Origin of the sequence: Clostridium sp. JN-9, assembly GCF_004103695.1 — a bacterium.
In the GTDB taxonomy this organism is placed as follows: domain Bacteria; phylum Bacillota; class Clostridia; order Clostridiales; family Clostridiaceae; genus JN-9.
Genome location: NZ_CP035280.1, coordinates 2,599,994 through 2,625,972 on the forward strand (window position 1 = coordinate 2,599,994; position 25,979 = coordinate 2,625,972).

Below are 25,979 nucleotides of genomic sequence, written 5' to 3' on the forward strand. Positions count from 1 at the left end.
ATTATGTTAGAATCATTTAGAAAAAACAAATATGGAATTCTTTTAATGTGTATATCCTCCATATGTGTATGTGTAGGACAAATGTTCTGGAAGTTGTCTACGGATAAGGGAATCTTATTTTTGCTGCTTGGCTTCGGTTTTTATGGCATTGGTGCTGTAATAATGCTGGTGGCATATAAATTCGGCAGCCTGTCAGTTCTGCAGCCAATGTTAAGCTTAAATTATATTTTAAGCATTATTCTTGCAAAAACCATATTAAACGAAAATATAACGTTAATGAAGGTTATTGGAGTTTTAATAATTATACTTGGTGTAGTTTTGATTGGAGGCGGCGACGATTAAAATATTATGTTATTTAATATTAATCACTATGACTTTTATTGGAGCTGTTGCTGCTATCTTTTTAAAAAAGGCATCAGCATTCAAGAACTTAAAACAGCTTATTTTCAACAAAAATCTATATATAGGCGGGGGATTGTACCTTTTATCAGCCCTGCTTAATATATTTGTTCTTCATTATCTGGATTATTCAATTGTATTGCCATTAACTTCTATAACATACATTTGGACAATGATTTTTTCTTATTATGTATTTCATGAAAAAATAACCAATAAAAAGATAATGGGATTGTGCTGCATCATTACGGGAGTTTCCTTTATAGCGATTTTTTAGGATTGTTTGTCGAATGCTACCAGGTAGCACCCGGTTTTCGTCGAATGTAACCAGGCAGCACCCGACTTTTGTCAAAGACTAAATAAAGAACAGCTTTGGGTTTTTCCAAAGCTGTTCTTTGTTTTAATTAAGAAAATTGTTTATTACCTCTGCCATCTTTGCTGCAAATCTATCCTGCTCATAAGCATCGGCATTTCTTGCTGCTTCTGTTGGATTGGTTATAAATCCGCATTCCAAAAGAAGTGAAGTCATATTTGTATTTTTTGTTACAAATAAATTGTGATCAAGTGCTCCTCTGTTTACATAGCCTAATGTGGCTAGTGAATCCAGAAGCTGCTGTGCTAAATTTGCACTGTCAATGGCAGCCTTAGAAGGAGTAGCATCATAATAAACACCATCACTATAATATACTCCATTTGGATCTATATTTGGCCTATAGGTGCTGTAATGTGCACTTATGCCATTTGGAGCTGCACTGCCTGCAACATCATGATGTATGCTTATAAACAGTACTGCATCTGAGTTATTTGCAACATTCACCCTGTTTTGAAGGCTGGTGTTCAAATCAACTGTTGGTCTGTCTGATGATTCTCTGGTCATGATTACATTATAGCCTAAGTTCAGAAGCTTGGTTTTTAATTTATCTGCCAGCTGCATATTCAAATCTCTTTCCACATATGTAACTCCATTAATTGTACTATATGCGCCATCATCTCCGCCAAAATTATGGCCTGGATCTATTACGATAGTCTGTCCTATTCCCTTGTAGAAATAAAGTGGCTGCTCTTGAACTGAATCGTCATTTCCCTGTACCCTTATTGCAAGGCTGTGTCTTCCATTCTGGATATTAGCCATGCTTAAAATATAGGAAAATCCGCTCTCAGCTCCTCCTGGATAGCCTGGATGTGCCCTATCTACATCAGGTCTGGATAGTCCTGTTACTGAACTGCCTGAGTACTGTCCATCCACCAGCATATCTATTTTTTTAACTCCTGATGGGTTCAATACCCAGCCAACAACGTTTATGTCATCTTTAAGCACTTGTCCATTTCCTAAATTGTCTACATATATATATGCTTTTGGTTTTTGAACTGTTATAGATACATCTCCTGTGGTAAAAGAGTCATCACTGCCTATGGCTTTCACCGTAACTTTATGAGTTCCTCCAAGGATACCGCTTGTACTTAAAGTGTAGGTATATCCGCTTTGGCTTCCATTAAAATATTCGGGATAGGCTGCTGCTACATCAGGTCTTGATAGTCCAATAGCTGCTGTTCCCATATTCTTTCCATCTACTAATATGTCTACTTCTTTTACTCCTGATGGGTTCAGTGCCCATCCTCTTACTGTTGCACTTGATGTAATAGATTGTCCATAAGCTGGCTCGTCTATGCTCATCAGTGGTACAGGCTTTTGAACTGATATAGACATATCTCTGCTGGTAAATGTGCCATCATTGCCAAATGCCTTAACTACCAGTGAGTGGCTTCCAGCCTGTAAATTAGCTGTGCTCAGTGTATAGATATATCCGCTTTGGCTTCCATTTGTATACCCTGGGTAAGCTGCTGCTACATCAGGCCTTGACAGCCCAATAGCTGCTGTTCCCATATTCTGTCCATCTACTAATATGTCTACTTTTTTTACTCCTGATGGGTTCAGTGCCCATCCTCTTACTGTTGCACTTGATGTAATAGATTGTCCATAAGCTGGTTCATCCATGCTCATAAGCGGCACAGGCTTTTGAACTGATATGGACATATCTTTGCTGATAAAAGAGCCATCATTGCCCATAGCTTTCACCGTAACTTTATGAGTTCCTCCAAGGATACCGCTTGTACTTAAAGTGTAGGTATATCCGCTTTGACTTCCATTAGTATATCCGGGATAAGCTGCTGCCACATCTGGTCTTGATAGTCCAATAGCTGCTGTTCCCATATTCTTTCCATCTACTAATATGTCTACTTCTTTTACTCCTGATGGGTTCAGTGCCCATCCTCTTACTGTTGCACTTGATGTAATAGATTGTCCATAAGCTGGCTCGTCTATGCTCATCAGTGGTACAGGCTTTTGAACTGTTATAGACATACTTCTGCTGGTAAATGTATCATCATTGCCAACTGCCTTAACTACCAGTGAATGGCTGCCAGCCTGTAAATTGGCTGTGCTCAGTGTATAGGTATATCCGCTTTGGCTTCCATTGGTATATCCTGGATAAGCTATTGCTACATCCGGTCTTGATAGTCCAATGGATGCTGTTCCCATATTCTGTCCATCTACTAATATGTCTACTTCTTTTACTCCTGATGGGTTAAGTGCCCATCCCCTTACCGTTGTACTTGATGTAATAGGTTGTCCATAAGCTGGTTCATCTATACACATAAGTGGACTGCTGTAGGCAGAAACCCTGGTCCCGCCTAAAATTAACATTATGAGAAATATAAAACTCATAATATACTTTATTGGTATTTTTTCTTTAGTCTGCACTGGTCCTTCCTGCTACTCAAAATATGGTCAAATGTATCCATACTGAGATAATTCCTGTTTCATTGTACCCTGCCTTGCCTAAGCTACTACAGTTTGTATAGCACTCCACAGGCGTAAATTCCCGAAATAGCCTTCGGTACACATATAAGTGCTTGTTTAATTAAGCTATCTTATATTCTTTAGCATTAGCTAAATTGATTGAAGCATTTAAATCTCTATCAATAGAAGTATTGCAATTATCACATTTATACACCCTATCTGATAGTTTTAAATCCTTTTTAATATTTCCGCAACAACTGCAAGTTTTACTACTTGGATAAAATCTATCAACTACTCTTATTTCTATATTATTTTGTTTTGCTTTTGAAATAAGTTTAATTCTAAATTCATAAAACTTTTGTTGTGCAACTGCCTTTGCTAAATGACGGTTCTTCATCATTCCTTTTATATTTAAATCTTCTATTGTTATAAAGCTTGGTTTTTGCTTTATTAACTCACTTACTGTTTTATTAATATAATCAGTTCTAATATTTGTAAGTTTTTGATGAAGTTTTTGTACCTTGATTATTTGTTTTTGGATATTTTGACGAGCAGCTTCCCCTTTCTCTTTTTTATTTCTTAATTTTAAACTTTCATATTTCCTTGAAAGCTTTCTTTGCTCACGTTTTAGTTTCTTTTCCAATTTTTTAACTCTTGAAGTTTTGTTTATATTTTTTTTAATTATTCCATTACTGCAAATTGCAAAATCTTTGAGTCCCAAATCCACCCCTATTCCTTCAGAACAACGTTTACTGTTTACTTGAATATCTTCTTCAACTAATACAGAAACATAATATCTGTCAGCTTTCTGACTTACTGTTCCACTTATTATTATGCCATTAGCTGGTATATAACCATATTCCTTGAGTCTAACCCAGCCTAAAGTTGGTATCTTAATTCTATGTCTTTCAATAGTCCAATCAGTTTCATTGTTTTTGGGAAAGTAGGCTTTAACGTCTTGATTTTTCTTTTTCTTGAATTTTGGGAAACCAGTTTCACCTTTGAAGAACTTCTTAAAAGCTTTTTCCCCATTCATAATAGCTTGTTTAGTAGCTTTGGAAGATACTTCTTTTATCCAAAGTTTATCTACATTGTTAGGAATATACTCATTGTTAAGCCATTTAGAAAAATCCATGCCGCTAACAAATCTTTTTTCTTTTTCATAAACTTCCTTATTATGTGAAACATAAAAGTTATATATGAACCTGCTTACACCAATTGTTCGATGAATTTTTATTATCTGTTCTTCTGTTGGTTTAATCTCTGTTTTGTATGCTTTTTTCAACTTCTTTATCTTCCTTTATCTTTTTTTATACTTTCTTAAACTATAAATTCTGCAGCTAAAAACATGAAGCATTGAGATTACAGATGTCATTCACTCATCAATAAGTTTATCCCATTTTTGCGATTATAATTCAATCCACTCCCATAATCTTCAATCACTTCATCTACAATAATTCCTTTTACATTAGCATATTGTTTAAGAAATATAACTTGATTTTTTAAATCATCTTTTTGATTAGAAGTTGAAACTCTTGTATATATAACTACTTTTTTCCCAGAAGATGTTATACCCATAAACTCTTTATACTGTTCATAAGTATAAAACCGCCTATTTGTTGGTGTTCCGAATGCTTTTAATTTTCCTGCGTTATCCCATCATTATAGTGTTAAAACTGATACAGCAAATTCTTTAGGCTTATAGTTCTTACTCAAATATAATCACTCCATTTTTGGTGGTTATGTTATATCATGTCTGAATATATTTGCATATAAACTTATAAACTATTATATCTCTCCTCTTAATGTTAATAATACTATTCTAACATATATACGTTTTTAATGGGATATTTAATTCAATTATATTTTAGCAATTGCTGCCAAATCAAAATAAAAAGCAGTATTAATAGCCTTTAGGCTGCATACTGCTTTTTACAATATCTTTACATGTTTTTTAAATATTCCTCTACTGCTTCTTCCCAAGGTCTTGTTATGTCCCCTGTAGTAAGCTCCAGCATATAATTTTCAAGTACAGAATATTTCGGCCTTTTTGCAGGTCTTGGGAATTCATCTGTGGTACATGGTACTACATTAATATCTATATTCTTCAGTTCGAATATTTTCTTTGCAAAATCATACCATGAGCATTTTCCCTTGCAAGTGCAGTGGAATAATCCGTAATTTTTTTCCCGAACAAGCTTTATAATTACTGCTGCAAGATCCACTGTGCTGGTAGGTGTACCAAACTGATCATTTACCACCTTTATGGTGTCATGTGTCTTGCTTAAATTTATCATGGTTTTAACAAAATTATTTCCATCGCCGTACAGCCATGCTGTTCTTACTATATAATGCTTTGGATTAAGAGTTTTAACCAGCTCTTCCCCCTGAAGCTTTGATGCTCCGTAAACTGTCTGAGGATTTGGTGTATCAAACTCTGTTAATGGCTTATTAACCTGTCCATCAAAAACATAATCTGTGGAAATCTGAACAATTTCAGCCCCAATGGAGTAAGCTGCTTCAGCCAGATTCTTTGGTCCTATGGTATTAATTCTATATGCATTATGTACATCTGTCTCGCACTTGTCCACTGCAGTATGAGCTGCACAGTTAATTATAATATCCGGTCTTTTTTCTGATACCATTTTCTGCACACTGTCATAGTCCGTAATATCCAGATTATTTACATCTGTCAGTATAAGTTCTACAGATTTATCACTGCTGTATTGCCTTGTTAATTCTCTTCCCAATTGTCCATTTGATCCTGTTATAAGTATTTTCATTTCATTTACATCTCCTTAATAAATTAAGTAGGAATAATCCTTATTATATCACATACTACATAAAGTATAAATTAATACTTTGTTCACAACTTTGCCATAATAATGTCATTGTATAAATGTATTATTAATATGAATACTAAATGCGAGGATGGCAGGGATGAATAAAACTATTAAAATACTTAAGCAGTCAGGTTATCTAATAATTGCTCTATTTTTACGTTTATTTCCTAAAAAAAGAAACAGGTGGGTATTTGGAGCCTGGTTTGGCACCTCCTTTTCTGACAACAGCAAATATCTTTATTTAAAAGTCATAAAGGATTACAAAGATATTGAAGCTGTGTGGATAACAAAAGATAAGGATGAAATTAAATACATAAACAGCCATGGAGGCAAAGCTCTTTTATATGGTTCATTTACTGCCGATTATTATGCTGCCACTGCTGATGTGGTTTTCATGACCCATAACTATGTGGATTTATCCCCCATGTATTTAATAAAGAAGGCATACAAGGTTCAGCTTTGGCATGGAGTTGCCTTTAAAAAAATAGGCAGAGATGCCATTAAAAATAATGACCAAAATATATTCCAAAGCTTAAAAAGCAAAATAATAAATGTATGGGAGGACTGCGACCTTTACATTGCCCCCTCTGATGAATATAGCAATAAGGTAAAGAGTGCTTTCAATACAACAGATGACAAAATATTAAAAGTTGGACAACCCAGAAATGATATTTTTTTTAATGAAAACACAGCAAGGCATAAATTCCCTGATAAAAAAATAATTACATATATGCCAACCTTCAGGGACAACAAGGATTTTTCCTTTGATTTTAGTAAGTTAAATGATTCTCAGGAGGAAGCACTAAATTCCCTTTTAAATAAATATAATGCAGTTATCATACAAAAGAAGCACTTTGTAAATGCCAGCTATAGCAAATTCAAAAATTCCACTGAGGAGAATGTTATAAATTTAAATAAGGTGGATACACAGGAACTTCTCCATTCATCAGATATACTGATTACGGACTATTCAAGCTGCTATTTTGATTTTTTATTACTAGACAGACCAATTATACACTTTGTATATGATTATAAATACTACAGTGAAAAAGACAGAGGAGTATACTATGACATCAAGGATGTATGCGGAGGAAAAATATGCTTTGACTTTGGTTCTCTTCTTAAAAGCATGGAAGCATATTTAAAAGATCCTTCTCTGGATTCAGACCAGAGGAGTAAGGTCAGGCGGCAATTTGTTACCTATGATGATGGCAACAGTTCAGATAAAATAATAAAATACATTTTGGGGAGGTTTTAATTTGAAAAAGGTAATAACCTATGGCACATTTGATTTATTCCACTATGGCCATGTAAATTTACTCAAGCGTGCAAAAGCTTTAGGTGATTATTTAATTGTAGGACTGTCAACGGATGGGTTTAATCAGATTAAGAACAAAACTGCTCATTTCCCCTATGAGGAGAGGAAAGAAATATTAGAAGCTATAAAATATGTAGATCAGGTAATACCTGAAGAAAACTGGGAACAGAAGATATCAGACATAAAAAAATATGATGTAGACGTATTTGTCATGGGTGATGACTGGAGAGGAAAGTTCGACTTCCTTAAAGAATACTGCCAAGTGGTTTATTTACCAAGAACCAAAGGAATTTCCACAACAAAAATCAAATACGATTTACTACACGCTCGATAAAGCTAAGAACTAAGAAGTAAGAACTTTTTTAGCTAAGAGGTAAGAGTTTTTTATATATTAAATAAATTATAACTTTTGATATGTATTTTTTTTAATAAATGTGATAGAATAAGGTAAAGAGTGAGTTACGAATTTTGTAATCAGCTTAATTGTATATGTGTTTAGGAAATTTTCTTATAACCAGTTGCTCTCGCAAAGCTACTGGTTAGTTTCTTTTTTGTCTTTCTTATTTTTGTTATCTATATCTAAGGCTAATTCAGATGAAACACCTTTCTTATTAGCCTTTGCTTTACCTTTAAGTGAAACGCCCTTATCCTGTTTATAGCAAAATCCAAGCACCATAGCCACAAGAGCCAGAGCGGTTACACATAAAGCAATTAGAGCAAAAAAGGAGTTATTCATTTCTACCACCTCCTTTCCTGCTTTTTACTAGCTCCGTAACCCACCCATGTTGTTGTGGTACTTGGAAAGAAGGTGTCAACACAAATACTTTTGCCCACATAAATCATGTAAAAATATTTTGCTTTTTTAGTATAACATATTTTTAATAGTAATAACATCTGTTTTGCTATTATTTTTCAATTAGAGTAAGTAAAATATTTTTGGGCAAAAAATAAGGAAAGGCCACCAGCAAATACCATGCCGGTAGGCCTTTTATTCATATTAAAGACCTTATATAATTTATTTACCACAACAAATATAGAAGGGAGTTTTAATATGAATGATATAATTTTAGACGAATTGAAGTTGAATTTCAATGATATAGAGAAAGAAATTTTTGGGATAGTCTGCGAAGCAGGTTTAGCAGCTATTAAAAGTATGTTGGAAAAATTAGACGAAGTGTTATCTGAAAGTAGAGATAAGAAAAGATATAGGTATAAATTTAAAACAGAAAAAACAATTCAAACAACAATGGGAGATTTAACTTTTAGTAGAAGATATTATATTGATAGGTATGCTCAAAAGGGAGTTTTTCTTTTGGACAAAGTCTTAGATTTAAATTTAGTAGGAAGGACTAGTGAAAATCTTATTGAAAGAATGATTGATAGTGCAGTTGATAGTTCTTATAGAAAAAGTGCAGCTAAGATTGAGAAATCAACTTTAAGTAAAATAAGCCATCAAACTATTAAGAATAAAGTGGATTATTTAGGTGATTTAATACGTAAGATTGAGAATGAAAGAGTTGCAAAGTATATAAAAGGAAAACTTAAAGGTAAAAAAGAAGTAGATATACTCTTTGAAGAAAAAGACGGAGCCTACTTGAGAATACAGGGAAAGAAGCACAAACAGGAGATTAAAGTAGCTAAGGTTTATGAAGGTTGGGTTAAAGATAGCGGTAGCTATCGAACAACAGGAACTATATACTTTTCAGGATATGAAGAAGGAGAGATCTTCGATAACATAGTTAATAGCGGTATCGCTGAAATCTATAACGAAGATAAAATTCAATACACTATTCTTAACGGTGACGGAGCCTCTTGGATTAGTGCAGAAACGGAAAATAATATACAAAAGATATATCAGCTAGATTTATTTCATATATTTCAGAAGGCAAGTCGCAAGATAAAAAGTGATGAATCTAGAAAAATAATAAAAAAGCTTCTAAGGAAAAAAAGATATGATAAAGTTTTAGAAAAACTTAAAGAATTTATAGCTTCAGAAGAGGATGAAAAGAGGAAAAAAGAATTAGAAGAAGTATATAGTTACTACAATAATAATTTTGATGCACTCACAAGATATGAGGATAGAAAAGAAATTGTTTTGCCAGCGCCCCCTGACGGAGTCGAATATAAAGGATTAGGCACCATGGAAAGCAGCATAAGAAATGTTATAGCTTCAAGGATGAAAGATAATGGAACAGCATGGTCTATACAAGGAGCTAATAATATGAGTAAGATACTTTGTCTAAAGCATTCTGGCGATTTAAGAGCAAAACTTAAAGATATATTGAGAAATAGCAAAGTCGTAGACTTCATAAATATAAATAAAGTTATCAAAGAGCAGTTAAACGAGTCAAAAATAACTATAAATAATGAGGTTAAAGCTCTTCTAAAAGAACAGAAAAAAGCTAGAAAGTATAATGAAAGTATGCAAAGCAGTATAATATATGGACAAGGGAAAAAGACTAGAACAAGTTATATATTAAATGGTCTATCGACCTTTGATTTTTTTGCCGAAATACTGTAGTTATGTAATTATGGAAAATGAATCCAAAAAGTAACGGGCAAGTTTACCCAAAACAAGAAAGGTATAATATTACTAAATAACCAATGGCTGCGCCATATAAATTTTTACTGTGACTTTCAATTAATACTAATTTATATATTATATAAATTTTGATATAATATAAGTAAACATATAGAAATAAAAATAGGGTGCTTCAACACCCTATAGTATACAATACTAGTTGCTTAGGCAACTGGTATCACTATTTAGTATTTAACTAAAAAATAGTAGCTATCCAATTGTGGCTGGGGCTATTATTTTTTTTGACATTTTTTCTATAATTAATATCAATTATAATTGCATAGATGGATGGACTGAAGACATTGAAAACTGCCTTTCCAGAAGCAAATATTCCATATTTAGTAATAGCAAAAAAATAAAAATTACTACAGGAGTTTGCCTCCCATAGTAATTTCCAATTTTAATTAATCATATCTAATTTACGCGACTCTTACTTCTTACTTCTTACTTAAAAAACCTCTTACCTCTTACCTCTTAGTTAAATCTTTCCCTTTTCCCTCAAGTAATCTATCTGTATCTTCACTCCCTGCTCAAATGTCATTGGTGAATATCCAAAGTCCCTTTTAGCAGTTTCATAGTCAAAGGTAAAACTCTTATTTACTCTGTTAATCATGGACATATTAATAATTGTTTTAGGTTTTATAAGTTTATACCCAAGGAAGCCCAATCTTGCCATGGCTACAGGTATATGCATTATAAGTATGGGTCTATTTAAATTTTTCTTTATTTCATATATCATTTTGCTGTATTCTATAGGATCTGCTCCAGGAATATTGTATTCATTTTTATTCAGCTTTTCATTAAACATAGAAGTAATTACTGCATCTGCCACATCATAAACATGAACAGGCTGCTTTAAGCCATTACCCTTTCCTATTATAGGAAAGAATTTATACTTATTCATAAAGTTTATGAGAGTTAAAATATTTTTGTCCTTATCAATGCCGTACAACATGGTAGGTCTTATAATTACTGTGTTCTGTCTGCTGCTGTTAATAATGGCCTCAGCACTTTTCATTCTTTCAACCAGGTTAATTTCCTTTGGATCCTTGCTGTTTATCTTTTGAAATCTGCTGGTAGAGCCTACAAATACAGCTTTCTTAATTAACCTGTTTTGACTGTCAAGAGCATTGAGAAAATACTTTGCATGCCAGATGCCTCCTATATGTATTATATAGTCAACCCCTTCAACTGCATTGTATATAGAGTCTTCATCAGTGAAATCTCCAAAAGCAAACTCCACTCCTGTATCTTTAAGTATGTCAATTTTACTGCTTTTTCTAACAAAGCATCTTACATTTTCATTTCTTTTTACAAGCTTTTTAACTATTACCTCTCCAAGCTGTGATGTAGCTCCTGTAACTAATATCATATGGAATTACCCCTTTAAATGTGTTTTAATTTGTTATATCCTTCTTAAGTAACACATTGACAAATGTATTTATTATAATTTTAAAATCCAGTGCTAAACTTTTATTCCGCACATAGTATTCATCCAGTGCAGTCTTTTCTTCATCTGTTACATTATCTCTTCCGTTTACCTGTGCATATCCTGTTAACCCTGGCACACATTTGTTTACACCTTTTTTGTCTCTCATTTCTATAAGTTCATATTGGTTGTACAGTGCGGGCCTTGGACCTACAAAGCTCATTTCACCCTTAATTATATTTAATATCTGAGGCAGCTCATCCAAGCTGGTTTTTCTTAAAAATGAACCTATCTTTGTTATGTAGCTTGCTGCATTGGTAAACTTATCTGTTGCCAGATTAGGTGTATTAACATACATGGTCCTGAACTTATATATAAGAAACTCCTCTTTGTCTTTTCCAATTCTTCTCTGCCTAAAAAAAACAGGGCCCTTTGAATCCATTTTAATTATTATACTTATTATTATTAAAATAGGACTGAATATTATTAAAAACAAAAGAGAAAAAAGCAAATCTAATATTCTTTTCATAACAGCCCTCCGTTAGTTCTTCTTCCTTTTGTATGTGGGCACCAGATCTTCCATTGCAGCAAATATATGATCATCATTAGTATCTCTGCTCACATCTTCAAGCTTTTTAATTTCATCCTTCAGCTCACGGAAATCAAAATACTGTGGGTTTTCAACAAATATCTTATTGTGTGCAGTTTTGGTGAGAGTATCCTTATTTATAAGAATTTCTTCATATAATTTTTCTCCAGGTCTAAGTCCTGTAAATTTAATTTTAATATCCTTGTCTGGTTCAAGTCCTGAAAGTTTAATTAAATCCCTTGCAAGATCCACAATTTTTACAGGCTTACCCATATCCAGCACAAATATCTCTCCGCCCTTTGCCATAGCTCCTGCCTGGATAACCAGCTGAGAAGCTTCAGGAATGGTCATAAAGAATCTGTTTATATCAGGATGAGTAACAGTTACAGGGCCTCCATTTTCAATCTGCTTTTTAAATAAAGGTATAACTGAACCGCTGCTTCCAAGAACATTTCCAAATCTAACTGCTACAAACTCAGTTTTGCTCACGTTATTAATAGACTGTATTATCATTTCACATACACGTTTGCTGGCACCCATTATACTTGTAGGGTTTACAGCTTTGTCTGTGGAAATTATTACAAACTTCTTAACTCCTGTTTCACTGGCACATTCAGCCACATTAAGTGTACCTACAATATTATTCTTAATTACTTCTGAAGGGTTATCCTCCATGAGAGGCACATGTTTATGTGCTGCAGCATGGAAAACCACATCAGGTTTAAATTTATTAAAAACAGCTTCAATTTTATTTCTGTCTCTTACTGATGCAATGGCTACAAACTTATCCAGCTCTGGGTGGGTGTAATTTAACTCCATCTGAAGATCATAGGCATTGTTTTCATAAATATCTAAAATTATAAGCTTCTTTGGAGAAAATTTAGCTACCTGTCTGCAGATCTCTGATCCTATGGAGCCTCCGCCGCCTGTAACAAGTACAACTTTGCCCTTTATGAATTCATCAATACCTGCTGTATCAAGCTTTACAGATTCCCTTCCAAGTAAGTCCTCAATGTTTACATTCCTTATTTTGCTTATATTAACAGTTCCTTCAACTATTTCGTAAATGCCTGGTATTGTTTTAAGCTTTACATTAAATTCCTTGCATATATCAAATATCTGCTTTTTATTGTCTGTATCTATAGTTGGTATTGCCATTATAACTTCTTCAATATCAAAGTTTTCAATGGCTTCTTTTATCTTTGTCCTGTCTCCTACTATAGGCACACCGTTAATTTTTTTCCCTGCCTTAGACAAGTCATCATCTATAACTGCAACAGGGTATTCCTCTACTTCCTTATGTTTCTTTAATTCCTTAATAAGAAGGCTGCCTGCATCCCCTGCACCTATAATAAGGGTGTTCTTGCTGCTTTTGGGATTGCATTTTTCGTACTTGCCGTTATTGTCCACCATTCTTAAGAAGAATCTGGAGCCTCCAATCATAACTACATTAAGCATCCATGAAATTATTATTATGGAATATGGAAATCTGTATAACGCATATCCAAATAATTTATGTAAAAGGAAATAGCCTACTATGGAATATTCTATAGTAAACAGAGTAACGGATTTTAAAGTTGCAAAGAGTTCATCTATGCTGGCGTATTTCCACAATATTGTGTACAGGTCAAAAGTCCTGTTATTAATATATATAAGGATACACATAGGTATGATCATGCTGTAATAGAATTCCATTTGTATCTGTGGTATGTTCCAGTCGAACCTTAAATATAATGCAAATAAAGTAGTAAAATTTATTATTATCATGTCCAGAATAACAAGCTTAGTATTCCTTACCATCTTATGCACGTTGTTGTTACCTCCTAAACCTTAGTATTTATTAATATCACTTTCCAAATGCCATTTTAATGGTGTTTTTATATGCCTTTAAATTGCTGTGACAGATTTCATTTCTGGTTATTTTATATTTAAAAAAGTCTCTTATGAGTCTGTATGTTAATCCTATTATCAAAATAAATTTAACTGCTAATTTCTGGCCTTTTCCGTGATTTTTTTCAAAATAGTGCAGCATGCTTTCATATCTTGCCATAAATGTTATTAAACTTACCTTTTTGCTTGACTGTCCAATTAAGTGTATTATCTCAGAATAAGGATAAAATACGCAGGGCCATCCATGCTTTGCTGAATTCAGGCAGTAGTCTATTTCCTCATAATACATGAAGTATGACTCATCCAGCCCTCCTATGGCATTTATAACGTCACGTCTTATGAACATGGCTGCTCCCACAAGAACCTCCACCTGCTCAATACTTTTGCTTTCCTTAAAATTCTTCATATACTGATTAACATCGTTTGGCAGTGCCTTATCTGAGAATTTTAATAAAACTTTTCTTATGTATTTATTCTTTAAAAGCTTTTTCATTTCAAATATAGATGCAAATTCCTTAAACACAGTGGGATATGCAAACACAGATGTCTGCTCACTTAAATCAGCATTTAAAAGCTTAGGTCCTAGTATGCCTATGTAAGTGTTTTCTTCCATGTAATTATACATGTTAAGTATGGAATTTTCCAGTACAATAGTATCACTATTAAGCAAAAAAATATACTTTCCCTTTGCAATTTTTATTCCCTTATTATTTGCATATGCAAATCCGCCATTTCTCTCATTTTCCAAAAGGATAACATCTTTAAATTCTTCCTTAAGCATTTCAGAAGATCCATCCGAGGATTTATTATCTGAAACAATGATTTCATATTCCAGATCCTTTGTGGTTTCCTTAATTGACTTAATGCAGTCCCTCAGTAAATCCTTTGTATTGTAATTTACTATTATAATTGAAACGTCCATAGTTACCCTCTCTTCTTAATGGCTTTTCCAAGCTGTATTACATAGCTTAGAAGTATAGAAACAGGGAATAATAATTTTAGTATAATAGTATCAGATTTTTTTCCATTCTTTTGAAAATACCTCAGCAGGCTTTTATTAAATACCTTCTGCTGCTGCACCTTAAGCAGCTGATTAAAGCTTTGAGCCTTATAATGTATAATTTCAGCATCAGGTATATAAACAACTTTATATCCCTTCTTTTTAACATTGTAACAGAAGTCCACCTCTTCAAACCATATCCAGTAATCTTCATCCAGATAGCTTTTTTCTCCAAGTACATTGGTTCTGTACATTAAAGCTGCCCCCATAACCTGATCCACTTCATTAATAGTATTATAGTTCATTTCCTTCATAAAATACCTTCTTAAGCACCTCTTATTAGGAAACACTGTGTGCAGCTTTAAAAGTATGGTGCTGTATGTGCTTAAATCAGGAAATCTTCTGCATGATTCCTGCAGCGAACCGTCAGGATTTAAAAGCTTACAGCCTACTATTCCCACATCCTCATGCTGCTGTAAATAGTGCACCATGTTATCCAGTGCATTTTCGTGAACTATGGTGTCAGGGTTCAAAAGAATTATATATCTGCTGTCTGAAATTTTAATTGCCTGATTATTAGCCTTTGCAAAACCATTATTTGTTTTATTGGCAATAAGTGTCACATCCTTGAATTCATGCTTAACCATTTGAACTGTGCCATCTGATGAATTGTTATCCACCAGGAAAACCTTATAGGATATGCTATGGGTGCATTTTTTTATACTGTTTAAACAATCTCTTACCAGGTCCTTAGTATTCCAGCTTACTATTATTATGGATAAATCACACATTACAGATTTTCCTCTCTATAAACTTTAATTGCAGAAACGCACATAATTAAATAGGTTATTCCAATTGGGTTATTTAAAAATGGATTTATACCACTTGTTATTATTAGTCCTACAAGAGATACCATAAATGCATCAATAATGTAAAGATTACTCTTGTCATAGCAGTGCTTTCTTATGTCCAGCCACTGCTTTAGCATCACAATGAATAAGCCCATATAAAGAGCTAATCCTATAACTCCCTGTTCCATTAATATATCCAGATACATGTATTCACTTCTTGACTGTTCTTGTCCAATTTGCCTTAGGACAACCCCAAATCCATTTCCAGTAACTGGATCATCCTCAATTTCTTTCATCATGGTTGAAGACAGCTTCTGTCTGTAATCTGCGGACAAGTCCTCACCCTCAGTATCAGCTCCAGGAGCTGATACCTTCTTTTCCTGAACAGCTGATGGTACTTTTACATTAATGCCAACTCTTGAAGCTAAGCAGTATGCCACATCGAAGTTGCCATAAACTGCTGCGCTTAATCCCATCATTACAACTATTCCACAGAGTAAAACAGCTATGGTTTTTAAAACATGCTTAACATGTCTGCACATTAGATACATCACTGCAGCTACAGCAGCACCAAGCCAGAATCCTCTTGTGAAGGATATTATTATGGCATAGCTCACCAGTATGAGCCCTATGTATAAAAGTGTTCTCTTTTTTTTGTCACGTTCATGTGAAAGCATTGCTGCAAGGAAAACAAAACCTATCTGTAAATAAACTGAACTCTTGAAAAATATTCTTATTGCTCCGGGATAAACATATGCCAGATGACCTATATAAAGTTCCTGGAGAATGCTGTTCATTGTATCAAAGTAAAGTACACCAAAGCCTAACAAGTAATGAATAGTCAGAATGACTATTGCCTGTATTACAACGGAAACAGCAGTTAATTTCATAATGAAATCAATCTGAAATTTATGGTCAAAGGTATAGCTGAAAAGTATGAGAAGAGCCAGACTTACATAGCCTGTTACATCTCCCACAACCTGAGACAAGCTGTTTTTAGTTATAAAGTAACCATGAGCTGCTGTTAAAATAATCCACAAACCAAACATGATTATTAGTATGGAATTAATATCAGGCTTTTTCAGCCTGGAAAATACATCTCTTCTATCCATTATTAATATTAAACCAAAAACTGCAAATGCAGCTATATATAAAATCATTCTGAAGCTTAATGATTTAACTGCAATTATTCTTCCTGCCCCGCCTAAAATTGCTTCTACAATAATAAAATAAATTAAATATCTTAAAATTTTCTTTAGATTGACTACCATTAGGTTCACTCCCCGTTAAAATTACTTTGATGTATTTTTCATATTATAAACAGCAAGGCACAATATCTTCCTTGCCCATATTGCCAGATAAACCAGCCAATTTGTTAAGAAAAATTTTTCCTTTGAATAATTCTTCTTATAATAATACTTTAAGGAATCATTGAAATCCTCAATTACTTTTTTACTTCTAAGTTTACTGCTCTGGCCTTTTAGATGTATTATTTCAGAATCATGTACATAAAATAATTTATATCCAAGCTTACCAATTCTTAAACAAAAATCCACATCTTCAAAATGCATAAAGAAGTTTTCATCAAGGCCTCCTATTTTTTCAGCAACGCTCTTCCTCACAACCATGGCTGCTCCGGATAAGCATTGAACCTCATGGGATATCTTATCTGAAATATAAGTCATTGCATAACCGCCAAGAGCTTTATTATTGGGGAATACCTTGTATAATTTCGAAAAATATCCAAAGGAATTAACTGCATTAGGAAGCCCTCTCCTGCATGATAACTGCAGCGTTTTATCCTTATTTAATATTCTAGGTCCCACTGCTGCTGCTTCTGGGTTTTTATCTAAAAATTGTACAAGTTTATCTAATGCTTTATCAAGTACCACAGTATCGTTATTTAAAAGCATTATGTATTCACCTTTAGCAATGTTCATGGCCTGATTATTAGCCTTTGCAAATCCAACATTATCTTTATTTTGAACCCATTGAACCTGCGGATATTCACTGGTGATTAAATTTCTGCTGTTATCCTTTGAGTCATTGTCCACAATAATTACTTCAAGGGCAGTGCTGTTATTACTATTATATATAGATTTCACACAATCCAGCAGCAGCTTTTCAGCATTATAATTTACAATTATTATAGAAAGCTTTATAGGATTGACTTCATCACTATTTTGCATAATTATTTGTCCTTTCATAAAACATCTTGTCTATTTTATCATTTTTTATTTCTATATTCAATTTCTACTTGCTTAAGCTGTCATATTCCCTGTCTATGGCACCTTGTGTTATATGCTTTGTTAGTCTTAGGATTACATATATGGGCAGTAAGATACCATATGCAATTATTACATATTTTGTTATGTTACAATTGCTTTGAAAGCCTGCTGCTCTCCCAATATAATCTAAAACCACAGACAATGTGAATACATTCATTATGCCTGGGAAGTGAAGTTTCAAGGCTATAAAGTTCTTTGCATTTTTATGAGGTTTTTTAACAAAAGGTATTTTATTATCAAGTAAATTTTTAAATAAAACCATCATATAAGTATCTGATGCTGATACATCCACAATATGTGCATAGGCTGCTGTTAGTCCAAATATTAGTATATATGTTAAATGTGTCTGCCTATACAGCCCTGCTGCAATTGATACAAAAAATATGGGATGATTTATTAAATGTATTATATGATCATAATACCAGCCTGTTTTGCTGCATTGATTTTTTAATCTGGCTATGGCTCCATCTATCCAGTCAAAAAGGTACCATAGCTGCATTAATATTACTCCAAGCAGCATTTTATCAAAGTAAAATGCCACACCAGATGCAAGACCTATAAGAAGCATTATAAATGTAGCCATATTTGCACTTAGATTTGTCTTTGCAAGCACATATGTACAATATACCGCTAATTTGGTCATTATCCTTGAGTACCAGTCATTTTCATATTCATCAGTTTTTATCATTTCCAGAAATTCAACTAGTGTAACTTTATTTTTCTTATTCTGTTGTTCCATTGAACCACCCAACTCCTCAAATTGTTAGTTTGATTTAATACTTTTCATAAAGCCTTTAAAATCAGGCTTAGCAATAAGTAAATATGCTCCCATTACTATAACATAATTTATTAGTACAAACACTATCATTTTAACTAAAATATTAATGTTTATCATTGGATAAAGTAGTTTATCCACCAGGTAAGCTATTGCTCCCATAAAAATTATTAATAAATTATTTTTGTCGTATGGAAACACCTTTAGTAAAATTCTATTTTGTATTATATTAATAATGTTAATGCTTACCAGCGAAACAGCAGTTGCAATAGCAGCCCCAATTGCTCCCATTCTTGGAACAAGTACTAGATTAAGAGAAATATCAACAACAGCCAGTATAATTGTATCCATTAAATTATATTTAGCATAATCTGTCATGTTAAGCAGTGCCCCCACCGGTCCCGTAAGTGAGTCGCAGCCATAACCTATCAGCAGTATACACAATATAAAAGTTCCCTGGGCAAAGTCCTTTCCAAAGAGCCTTAACAGATCATTTGAGAAAATAATTATAAATACCATTACAGGTACTGCAAGCAGTGAAATCAGTTTCACAGCATAATTAAATATCTTATCCAGCACATCCATCTGTTTTTTCTTGTAAAGTTCAGACATTACCGGCCAAAATACAACAAATGGACTTGCAAAAATTCCAACTAAAGCCATATAATTTTCTGCTACTTTGTAAACTCCAACCTCAGTTGAGCCCATATAAGCATTTATTATGATTTTATCAACACTGCTGACCATTGTTCCAAGACTTAAAATAGCAAATAGTGAAAGAGAGTATTTCATAAATTTTGTATTTTCTTTTTTTGTAAACGTGCTTTCACAGGTTTTTACAATATTACCTTGTTCATTCTTAACATAAAATATTCTTATAATCAGCAGTATTCCTTCACTTACTATAACAGAAATGACTGCTGCTTCTAAATTTCTATTTATCAAAAATGCTGCAATAAAAAACACAGTTAACTTTATCACTGTAAGAAGCAGTGGATTAAAGAATGTGGTGAGAGATGTCTTCTTTTCTCCCTGTAAAAATCCATCAAGAACTTTTGATATGGACATTATCAATAGTATTGCTGGCAGCACTAAATATATTTTTTCGCTTTTTATGTTGAAAAATGCCATAATGGGCCATCTGAATATATACATAAATAAAACTACAATGATAGTCACAGTAAGTACTTTGAAGAGAGATTTTTTAAGCAGTGTCACTCTGAGCCTGTCATCCTGTTTTATCCTTGGTATATATCTTATAAGCGTACTGTCTATTCCAAATACCGTAACTAACAGAAAAATGTTCAGTAAGGTGGTATATATAGTAAACTGTCCATAATAATTAGCTCCCAGTCTATTACCTAAAATAACCTGAAATATAAATAACAGACCTGTTCCTATTATCTTCAGAATAAAAACTGCAGATACATTTTTCATTACAAATTTAATGTTTGATTCAAATTCCTTAAGCATAGTACCTCAACTTTGTTATTGCAACTTAAATTAAAATGAAATTTCATTAATTAATGAAATTTCATTTTTTGCAAAGTTCATGTCTTATTATAAATTATCAAATAATAATTTGCAATATTGACAACCACATTCAAAAAATGGTCTTATTTCGCCTAAAAGCTTATTGCTGTTTCTTTTAAGCTTTTATGAGCCTTATCCTTTTCAGACAGCAGAATATTGTCTATACCCTCAAGAGGCCACTTTATTCCAACTTCAGGGTCATTCCACATAATTCCTCCTTCATCTTCCGGATGATAGAAATCAGTGCATTTGTAACAAAATTCTGCTTCATCTGACAAAACAAGGAACCCATGTGCAAATCCTTCAGGAATATAAAACTGTTTTTTATTTTCCTCTGTTAGTGCTACCCCTACCCATTTTCCATAGGTGCTTGAATTCTTTCTAAGGTCTACAGCCACATCAAAAACTTCTCCACGTACAACTCTAACTAATTTGCCCTGAGGATGGTTTTTCTGAAAATGAAGTCCTCTGAGTACTCCTTTTTTTGACTTTGACTGGTTATCCTGCACAAAATTCATTCCAAGTCCAGCTGCTTTGAATTCTTTCTGATTATATGTTTCCATGAAATATCCCCTGTTATCTCCGAATATTCCTGTTTCAATTATGTATACACCTTGTATTTCAGTATTTGAAAAAATAAATTTTCCCATTTAAATTCATCTCCATTATTTAATAATAACACAGCCTTTTACGGGCTGTGTTTACATTATTCATACATTTTTTTGTAATAACTCTGGTATTGTCCTGAAGTAACATTCTTCATCCAGTCCTCATTGTCCAGATACCACTTTATTGTCTTCTTTATTCCATTTTCAAAAGCAGTTTCGGGCTCCCATCCCAGTTCCTTCTTTATTTTAGCAGGATCTATTCCATATCTTCTGTCATGGCCTTTTCTGTCCTCAACATACTTTATAAGATTTTCAGTAACTGTATTGTCCACATTGCTGCCTATGTAATCAATTATAGTTTTAACTATATGGATATTTGTTCTTTCATTATGACCGCCAATGTTGTACACCTCTCCAAGTCTTCCATTATTAACAACCATATCAATAGCTTTGCAGTGATCTTCCACATAAAGCCAGTCCCTTATGTTCATTCCGTCTCCATAAACAGGAAGGCTTCTCTTATTAAGGCAGTTATTTATTATTAATGGTATCAGCTTTTCAGGAAACTGATATGGGCCATAGTTATTTGAACATCTTGTTATATTAACAGGCATTTTGTATGTATCAAAATATGCCTTTACCATTAAATCTGCACCAGTCTTGCTTGAAGAATAAGGGCTGTGAGGATCTAATGGCGTAGATTCCATAAAGTATCCCGTTTTTCCTAAGGAGCCATAAACTTCATCTGTTGATACCTGAAGATATTTTACTCCTTCTTTAAATCCATCCTCTGTTTCCCATGCATTCTTTGCAGCATTTAATAAAGTTACAGTACCCAGTACATTTGTCTTAACAAATATCTCTGGTTCCTTTATGCTTCTGTCAACATGTGATTCTGCAGCAAAGTTAACCACATAATCAATGCTGTTTTGGTTAAATATCTTTTCCATAAATTCTTTATCGCAGATATCAGCCTGTATGAACTTATAATTTGGATTTTTTTCAACTGATTTTAGATTTTCCAAGTTTCCTGCATAAGTTAATTTGTCTACATTGATAATTTTAATATCATTATATTTGTTCAACATGTAATGTATAAAGTTTGAACCTATAAACCCTGCTCCACCAGTAACCAAATAAGTTTTCATAGTTTTTCTCCTTTAAAATAATTATATTATTCTAATAAACTCAGCAGATACTTTCCATAGTCAGTTTTATTTAATGTCTCTGCTAAATTTCTTAGCTGGTCTGCATTTATGTATCCATTCCTATATGCGATTTCTTCTATACATGCCACATACAATCCCTGTCTTGTCTGAATTGCCTCAACAAAGTTTGCAGCATCCAAAAGTCCTCTGTGAGTTCCTGTATCAAGCCATGCCATACCACGGCCAAACAGCTCAACCTTAAGCTTCTTATTTCTTAAATATTCATTATTGACTGCAGTAATTTCAATTTCTCCTCTTGCAGAAGGCTTTACATTCTTGGCAATCTCAACAACCTCATTATCATAGAAATACAAGCCTGGTACTGCGTAATTTGACTTTGGTTTTACAGGTTTCTCCTCTATGGATACTACGTTGTCGTTTTCATCAAACTCAACAACACCAAAATCCCTTGGATTGCTAACATGATAACCAAAAATTGTAGCACCTGTTTTTCTGTTTGCAGCTCTTTTTAATCTTTCAGTGAATCCATAGCCATAAAATATATTATCCCCTAAAACCAGGGCTACCTTATCATTGCCTATGAACTTTTCACCTACTATAAATGCATCTGCAAGTCCTCTTGGCTGATCCTGAACTGCATACTTTATATTTAATCCTAATTGACTTCCATCTCCAAGCAGCTCTTCAAATGTGCTTATATCTCTTGGTGTGGAAATTATTAATATATCTCTGATTTCAGCTAACATTAAAACGGAAAGCGGATAGTAAATCATGGGTTTATCATAAATTGGTAATATTTGTTTAGATACCGCTTTTGTTATTGGATATAATCTTGTTCCAGAACCCCCAGCTAAAATAATACCTTTCATTATTTAACCCTCCTTTGTAGTAGATGCCAATATTAAAATTAAACATCTAGTTCATTTTATAATAATACTGACCTTTAGTCAATAAACTATGTGGTGTTGTTAGGACAAAGTATATTACAATTACTTTACAATTTAATTACAAAACCCTTTGACCTTTATCCTAAGTATTAAGCTAAGCTCTCTGAATAGTGATTCAATATCAAGGAGCGTCTATTTCTTTAATCAACTTCCTAACCCTTATGGCTCTGTTAGCAAATAATGTGGATGTTTATATAAAGAGATGGCTTGTCCCAAATAAGATAGCTGTAAAGCTTTTCAAGCCGGAGGCTGCAATTTAATCCACATTATAATATAACAGAGCCATATGGCTTCAATACATAATAAATAAAGGAACTGCCTAAATCTAGACAGTTCCTTTATTTAAAGTGATTTCAAAAATGATAAAATTCCTTTGGCAATTGCATCAGCTGCTCTTGCCTGATAAGATGAATTATTTAAATTGCTTTCTTCCGTAGGATTGGTTAAGAATCCCACCTCTGTTAATACTGTAGGCATATTGTTATGATGCGATATGTAAAGCCAATCTCCATCCTTAATTCCCCTATCGCTAGAACTAAGTTCGCCAACTAAAGCATCCTGTATTGCCTGAGCAAGTTTTTTGCTGGCAGAGCTTGAAGTTTGATATAGTGTCTCAGTACCATATGCATTTGGGCTGGTGAATGAATTATTGTGAATGCACACAAAATAATCAGCCTTGGCATTATTAGCTATATCGCTCCTGTGTTTCAAATCCGATGAAGTTCCATTGGACCATGGCACATTATCATCTGTCCTTGTATAAACAACATTGATATTATTTTGTGAAAGCAGCTCACCAACCTTTAAAGCAATTGATAAATTTACATCCTTCTCATTAACTCCAGTGACTCCTATTGCTCCAGGATCAGGACCTCCATGACCTGCATCAATTGCAATGGTATGTCCGGATTTTTTTGATTTTAACGCATTTAAAACTCCATTTGAAATACCTAAAGCAATGGCATCCTGATTATTTAAAAGATAACTTTCATCACTTGGATTGCTTAAAAACGCCATTGGAATTTTAATACATGGAATATTAATACCATTGAGTTCATTAACACTATCTGAAGGTTTTACTCCTCTGTTAATCAGTCCTGTTGCACTTGCCACAGCATTTTGAACATTATTGGCTAAATTAACATCACTGCTGTTGCCATTTAGATAATATGTTTCAACTCCTGTAGAAGTATATCCTGCAGTATTACACTGTATGCTTATATAAGCATTGGCATTAGAACTATTTGCTATATTTCTTCTTGTATTTAAGTCCACATAGCTGTCATCACTTCTTGTATAAATAACCTTTATTCCTTTACCTGTAAGATAATTCCCCACCTTTTTAGCCACTGATAAATTAATGTCCTTTTCCTTGGTTCCCTCTGGGGATACTACCCCAAAATCACTGCCTCCATTGCCAGCATCAATAACTATGGTGCAGTCAGCTGAAGCAGATGAATTAGATGCAGTAGTAAATTTCATAGTTACAGGACTTATGATAGCTCCACCATTTTGTGCTTTTACATTATTATTTATTTCAAGAGAATATGTCTGTCCTGCAGCATAAGGTCTAAGTGGTGAAACTGTAACACTTTTATTGTCCTGCTGCAGCTGAACATTAAAATCATTAAATATGTTTCCATAGCTGTCTTTTATGTATATATTGCTTCTATTTATAGTATTTTTGTCTACAGCCTGATTAAATTTTATTGTCCATACTTTTGTAGTTTCCACATTAGTTTTGTCTGGCACGGAATTTATAGATAATCCTGCAGCCATGCACTTGGGGGTGGAAAACATTAAAATACCGATAAAGGAAGCTACTACCAAAAGTAATTTGTAAAAAAATTTCATTACTCCACCTCTCTTCCTTACTCATTTAAAACTTTTTTTAATTCTTTAACCACCTCATCTTCCGGATCTAATTTTTCTGCTATATCAAGATGTGCCTTAGCCTGTTTTAAATCTCCTGAGTTCAAATAGCACATAACAAGATTTGTACAAATTTCAACTGATCTGGTAGCTTCAAAAGCCTTTCTGAAATATGCTATTGCCTTAGGGAAATCGCCTAAAGAGGCAAAATTAACCCCCAGCTCATTTATTACTTCAACAATGTTATTGTCAATGGCAACAGATTCATTCAAATAATAAATAGCCTTTTCATAGTTTTCCAGATTTCTGTAGGCAACTGCAATATAATAATATAAATTTGCATTATTTCCGTAGTTATCAATTAAAGGCAGAAGCAGCTTCAAGGCTTCTGTAGGATTTTCATCTACACTTTCACTGCCATTTTTAAAATCAAGAGCATCTTTAATAGAATGCTTTAATTCTGAAACCTCGGCAGTTTCTTTGCCGCCTTTGGAAATATATTCATTTATACTTATAAATGCCTTGGTTAAATCTCTCTTTTCATTATAAATAACAGCTTCATAAAGATATGGAAGAGTACATCCATTTATTTTTTTTGACTTGTCTATTTCTTCTAATTCCTCATCTGCAAAAGAACTTTCAATTCCTCTTAAATGTTCTGCAAGTAATAGTAATTTATCGTAATTCCCCTTGTTTTCTTCAACGGCACATAACCCTTTAAGAAGTATATATGCATCTTCATAATTTTTTTTATTAACTTCCTTTGCAATAACTCCTTTTATAAAGGTCTTGCTTTCAGAAATATGGTCAATCATTTTCACATAAATTTTATTGAACTTAAACTTTTCATCTAATCCAAGGACAAAAAAAATGCCTTCAAAAAAATACGATAGTGGAATTGCATCAAGATTTTCCCCTGATTTTATTTTTTCAACTAAAACACTTGACTTTATTGGTAAAGATACATTTTCTTCCACCTTAATATTAAATAATTGCTGTATCTTACTTTTATCTATTTCCAAAAATAGCAGACTAGATAACTTTGATGAAAATTGTGATTTAATATCCATAAATTCTCCCCTTAACTAAA

23 protein-coding genes and 1 pseudogene are annotated in these 25,979 nt (G+C 33.3%); 5 read left to right on the forward strand and 19 right to left on the reverse strand.

From position 1 onward, the window contains the following. The first annotated feature begins 3 nt into the window (after positions 1–3). Both EQM05_RS12585 and EQM05_RS12590 read left to right on the forward strand, forming a co-directional pair. The gene (locus EQM05_RS12585; protein ID WP_128750353.1) at positions 4–342 is read left to right on the forward strand and encodes an EamA family transporter; all 339 of its coding nucleotides are present in this window, start codon (positions 4–6) and stop codon (positions 340–342) included. Positions 343–370: 28 nt separating this feature from the next. Continuing rightward, positions 371–673 (forward strand): EamA family transporter, encoded by a 303-nt coding sequence (locus tag EQM05_RS12590; protein ID WP_243108070.1) that lies wholly within the window; start codon positions 371–373, stop codon positions 671–673. A gap of 123 nt (positions 674–796) precedes the next feature. Here EQM05_RS12590 and EQM05_RS12595 read toward each other — a convergent pair whose 3' ends face one another. From EQM05_RS12595 to rfbD, 4 genes and pseudogenes are all read right to left on the reverse strand, one after another. After that, on the reverse strand, positions 797–3,157 hold the full coding sequence (locus EQM05_RS12595) for an Ig-like domain-containing protein (protein WP_128750354.1): 2,361 nt from the start codon (positions 3,155–3,157) through the stop codon (positions 797–799). 160 nt (positions 3,158–3,317) lie between these two features. Continuing rightward, complete coding sequence (locus tag EQM05_RS12600) at positions 3,318–4,481, reverse strand: RNA-guided endonuclease TnpB family protein (protein ID WP_128750355.1); 1,164 nt, start codon at positions 4,479–4,481, stop codon at positions 3,318–3,320. Further along, positions 4,453–4,912 (reverse strand): annotated as a pseudogene (locus EQM05_RS12605) (recombinase family protein). The gene EQM05_RS12600 and the pseudogene EQM05_RS12605 overlap by 29 nt, the downstream one beginning before the upstream one ends. A 227-nt stretch (positions 4,913–5,139) precedes the next feature. After that, positions 5,140–5,979, reverse strand: coding sequence for a dTDP-4-dehydrorhamnose reductase (gene rfbD / locus EQM05_RS12610; RefSeq protein WP_128750356.1), 840 nt, complete (start codon positions 5,977–5,979; stop codon positions 5,140–5,142). A 157-nt stretch (positions 5,980–6,136) separates the two neighbouring features. Here rfbD and EQM05_RS12615 point away from each other — a divergent pair, with 157 nt between their 5' ends. Both EQM05_RS12615 and tagD read left to right on the forward strand, forming a co-directional pair. Continuing rightward, positions 6,137–7,297 (forward strand): CDP-glycerol glycerophosphotransferase family protein, encoded by a 1,161-nt coding sequence (locus EQM05_RS12615; RefSeq protein WP_164917294.1) that lies wholly within the window; start codon positions 6,137–6,139, stop codon positions 7,295–7,297. A 1-nt stretch (position 7,298) separates the two neighbouring features. Continuing rightward, entirely contained in the window at positions 7,299–7,691 is a 393-nt protein-coding gene (gene tagD / locus EQM05_RS12620; RefSeq protein ID WP_128750358.1) for a glycerol-3-phosphate cytidylyltransferase, read from the forward strand. 198 nt (positions 7,692–7,889) lie between these two features. On the opposite strand, the gene EQM05_RS12625 is transcribed toward tagD, so the two are convergent. After that, positions 7,890–8,093 (reverse strand): hypothetical protein, encoded by a 204-nt coding sequence (locus EQM05_RS12625; protein ID WP_128750359.1) that lies wholly within the window; start codon positions 8,091–8,093, stop codon positions 7,890–7,892. 315 nt (positions 8,094–8,408) lie between these two features. On the opposite strand from EQM05_RS12625, the gene EQM05_RS12630 reads away from it, so the two are divergent. Then, on the forward strand, positions 8,409–9,878 hold the full coding sequence (locus EQM05_RS12630; protein ID WP_164917295.1) for an ISLre2 family transposase: 1,470 nt from the start codon (positions 8,409–8,411) through the stop codon (positions 9,876–9,878). Positions 9,879–10,416: 538 nt separating this feature from the next. On the opposite strand, the gene EQM05_RS12635 is transcribed toward EQM05_RS12630, so the two are convergent. The 14 genes from EQM05_RS12635 to EQM05_RS12700 all read right to left on the reverse strand — a co-directional run bounded on the left by EQM05_RS12635 (position 10,417) and on the right by EQM05_RS12700 (position 25,959). Then, the gene (locus EQM05_RS12635; RefSeq protein ID WP_128750361.1) at positions 10,417–11,310 is read right to left on the reverse strand and encodes an NAD-dependent epimerase/dehydratase family protein; all 894 of its coding nucleotides are present in this window, start codon (positions 11,308–11,310) and stop codon (positions 10,417–10,419) included. Positions 11,311–11,335: 25 nt separating this feature from the next. Next, a complete protein-coding gene (locus EQM05_RS12640; protein WP_128750362.1) occupies positions 11,336–11,896 on the reverse strand; it encodes a sugar transferase in 561 nt (186 codons plus the stop codon). Positions 11,897–11,908: 12 nt separating this feature from the next. Continuing rightward, entirely contained in the window at positions 11,909–13,756 is a 1,848-nt protein-coding gene (locus tag EQM05_RS12645) for a nucleoside-diphosphate sugar epimerase/dehydratase (protein WP_128751119.1), read from the reverse strand. A 46-nt stretch (positions 13,757–13,802) separates the two neighbouring features. Then, positions 13,803–14,768 (reverse strand): glycosyltransferase family 2 protein, encoded by a 966-nt coding sequence (locus EQM05_RS12650; RefSeq protein ID WP_128750363.1) that lies wholly within the window; start codon positions 14,766–14,768, stop codon positions 13,803–13,805. A gap of 2 nt (positions 14,769–14,770) precedes the next feature. Beyond that, positions 14,771–15,637 (reverse strand): glycosyltransferase family 2 protein, encoded by an 867-nt coding sequence (locus EQM05_RS12655; protein WP_128750364.1) that lies wholly within the window; start codon positions 15,635–15,637, stop codon positions 14,771–14,773. Then, positions 15,637–16,968 carry an O-antigen ligase family protein gene (locus EQM05_RS12660; RefSeq protein ID WP_128750365.1) on the reverse strand — a complete coding sequence of 444 codons (1,332 nt, stop codon included), beginning with the start codon at positions 16,966–16,968 and terminating at the stop codon, positions 15,637–15,639. The genes EQM05_RS12655 and EQM05_RS12660 overlap by 1 nt, the downstream gene beginning before the upstream one ends. A gap of 21 nt (positions 16,969–16,989) precedes the next feature. Then, positions 16,990–17,904, reverse strand: coding sequence for a glycosyltransferase family 2 protein (locus EQM05_RS12665; protein WP_128750366.1), 915 nt, complete (start codon positions 17,902–17,904; stop codon positions 16,990–16,992). A 46-nt stretch (positions 17,905–17,950) separates the two neighbouring features. Next, a complete protein-coding gene (locus EQM05_RS12670) occupies positions 17,951–18,724 on the reverse strand; it encodes a CDP-alcohol phosphatidyltransferase family protein (protein WP_128750367.1) in 774 nt (257 codons plus the stop codon). 24 nt (positions 18,725–18,748) lie between these two features. Then, positions 18,749–20,233, reverse strand: coding sequence for an oligosaccharide flippase family protein (locus EQM05_RS12675; RefSeq protein WP_128750368.1), 1,485 nt, complete (start codon positions 20,231–20,233; stop codon positions 18,749–18,751). Positions 20,234–20,385: 152 nt separating this feature from the next. Continuing rightward, positions 20,386–20,943, reverse strand: a complete 558-nt coding sequence (gene rfbC, locus EQM05_RS12680; protein WP_128750369.1) for a dTDP-4-dehydrorhamnose 3,5-epimerase — start codon at positions 20,941–20,943, stop codon at positions 20,386–20,388. Positions 20,944–20,999: 56 nt separating this feature from the next. Continuing rightward, positions 21,000–22,049, reverse strand: coding sequence for a dTDP-glucose 4,6-dehydratase (gene rfbB / locus EQM05_RS12685; protein ID WP_128750370.1), 1,050 nt, complete (start codon positions 22,047–22,049; stop codon positions 21,000–21,002). A 26-nt stretch (positions 22,050–22,075) separates the two neighbouring features. After that, positions 22,076–22,939, reverse strand: coding sequence for a glucose-1-phosphate thymidylyltransferase RfbA (gene rfbA, locus EQM05_RS12690; protein WP_128750371.1), 864 nt, complete (start codon positions 22,937–22,939; stop codon positions 22,076–22,078). Positions 22,940–23,359: 420 nt separating this feature from the next. Next, positions 23,360–24,871: an N-acetylmuramoyl-L-alanine amidase gene (locus tag EQM05_RS12695; RefSeq protein WP_128750372.1), complete on the reverse strand. Its 1,512-nt coding sequence runs from the start codon at positions 24,869–24,871 to the stop codon at positions 23,360–23,362. Between the two features lie 17 nt (positions 24,872–24,888). Next, positions 24,889–25,959: a tetratricopeptide repeat protein gene (locus EQM05_RS12700; protein ID WP_128750373.1), complete on the reverse strand. Its 1,071-nt coding sequence runs from the start codon at positions 25,957–25,959 to the stop codon at positions 24,889–24,891. Between the last annotated feature and the right edge of the window lie 20 nt (positions 25,960–25,979).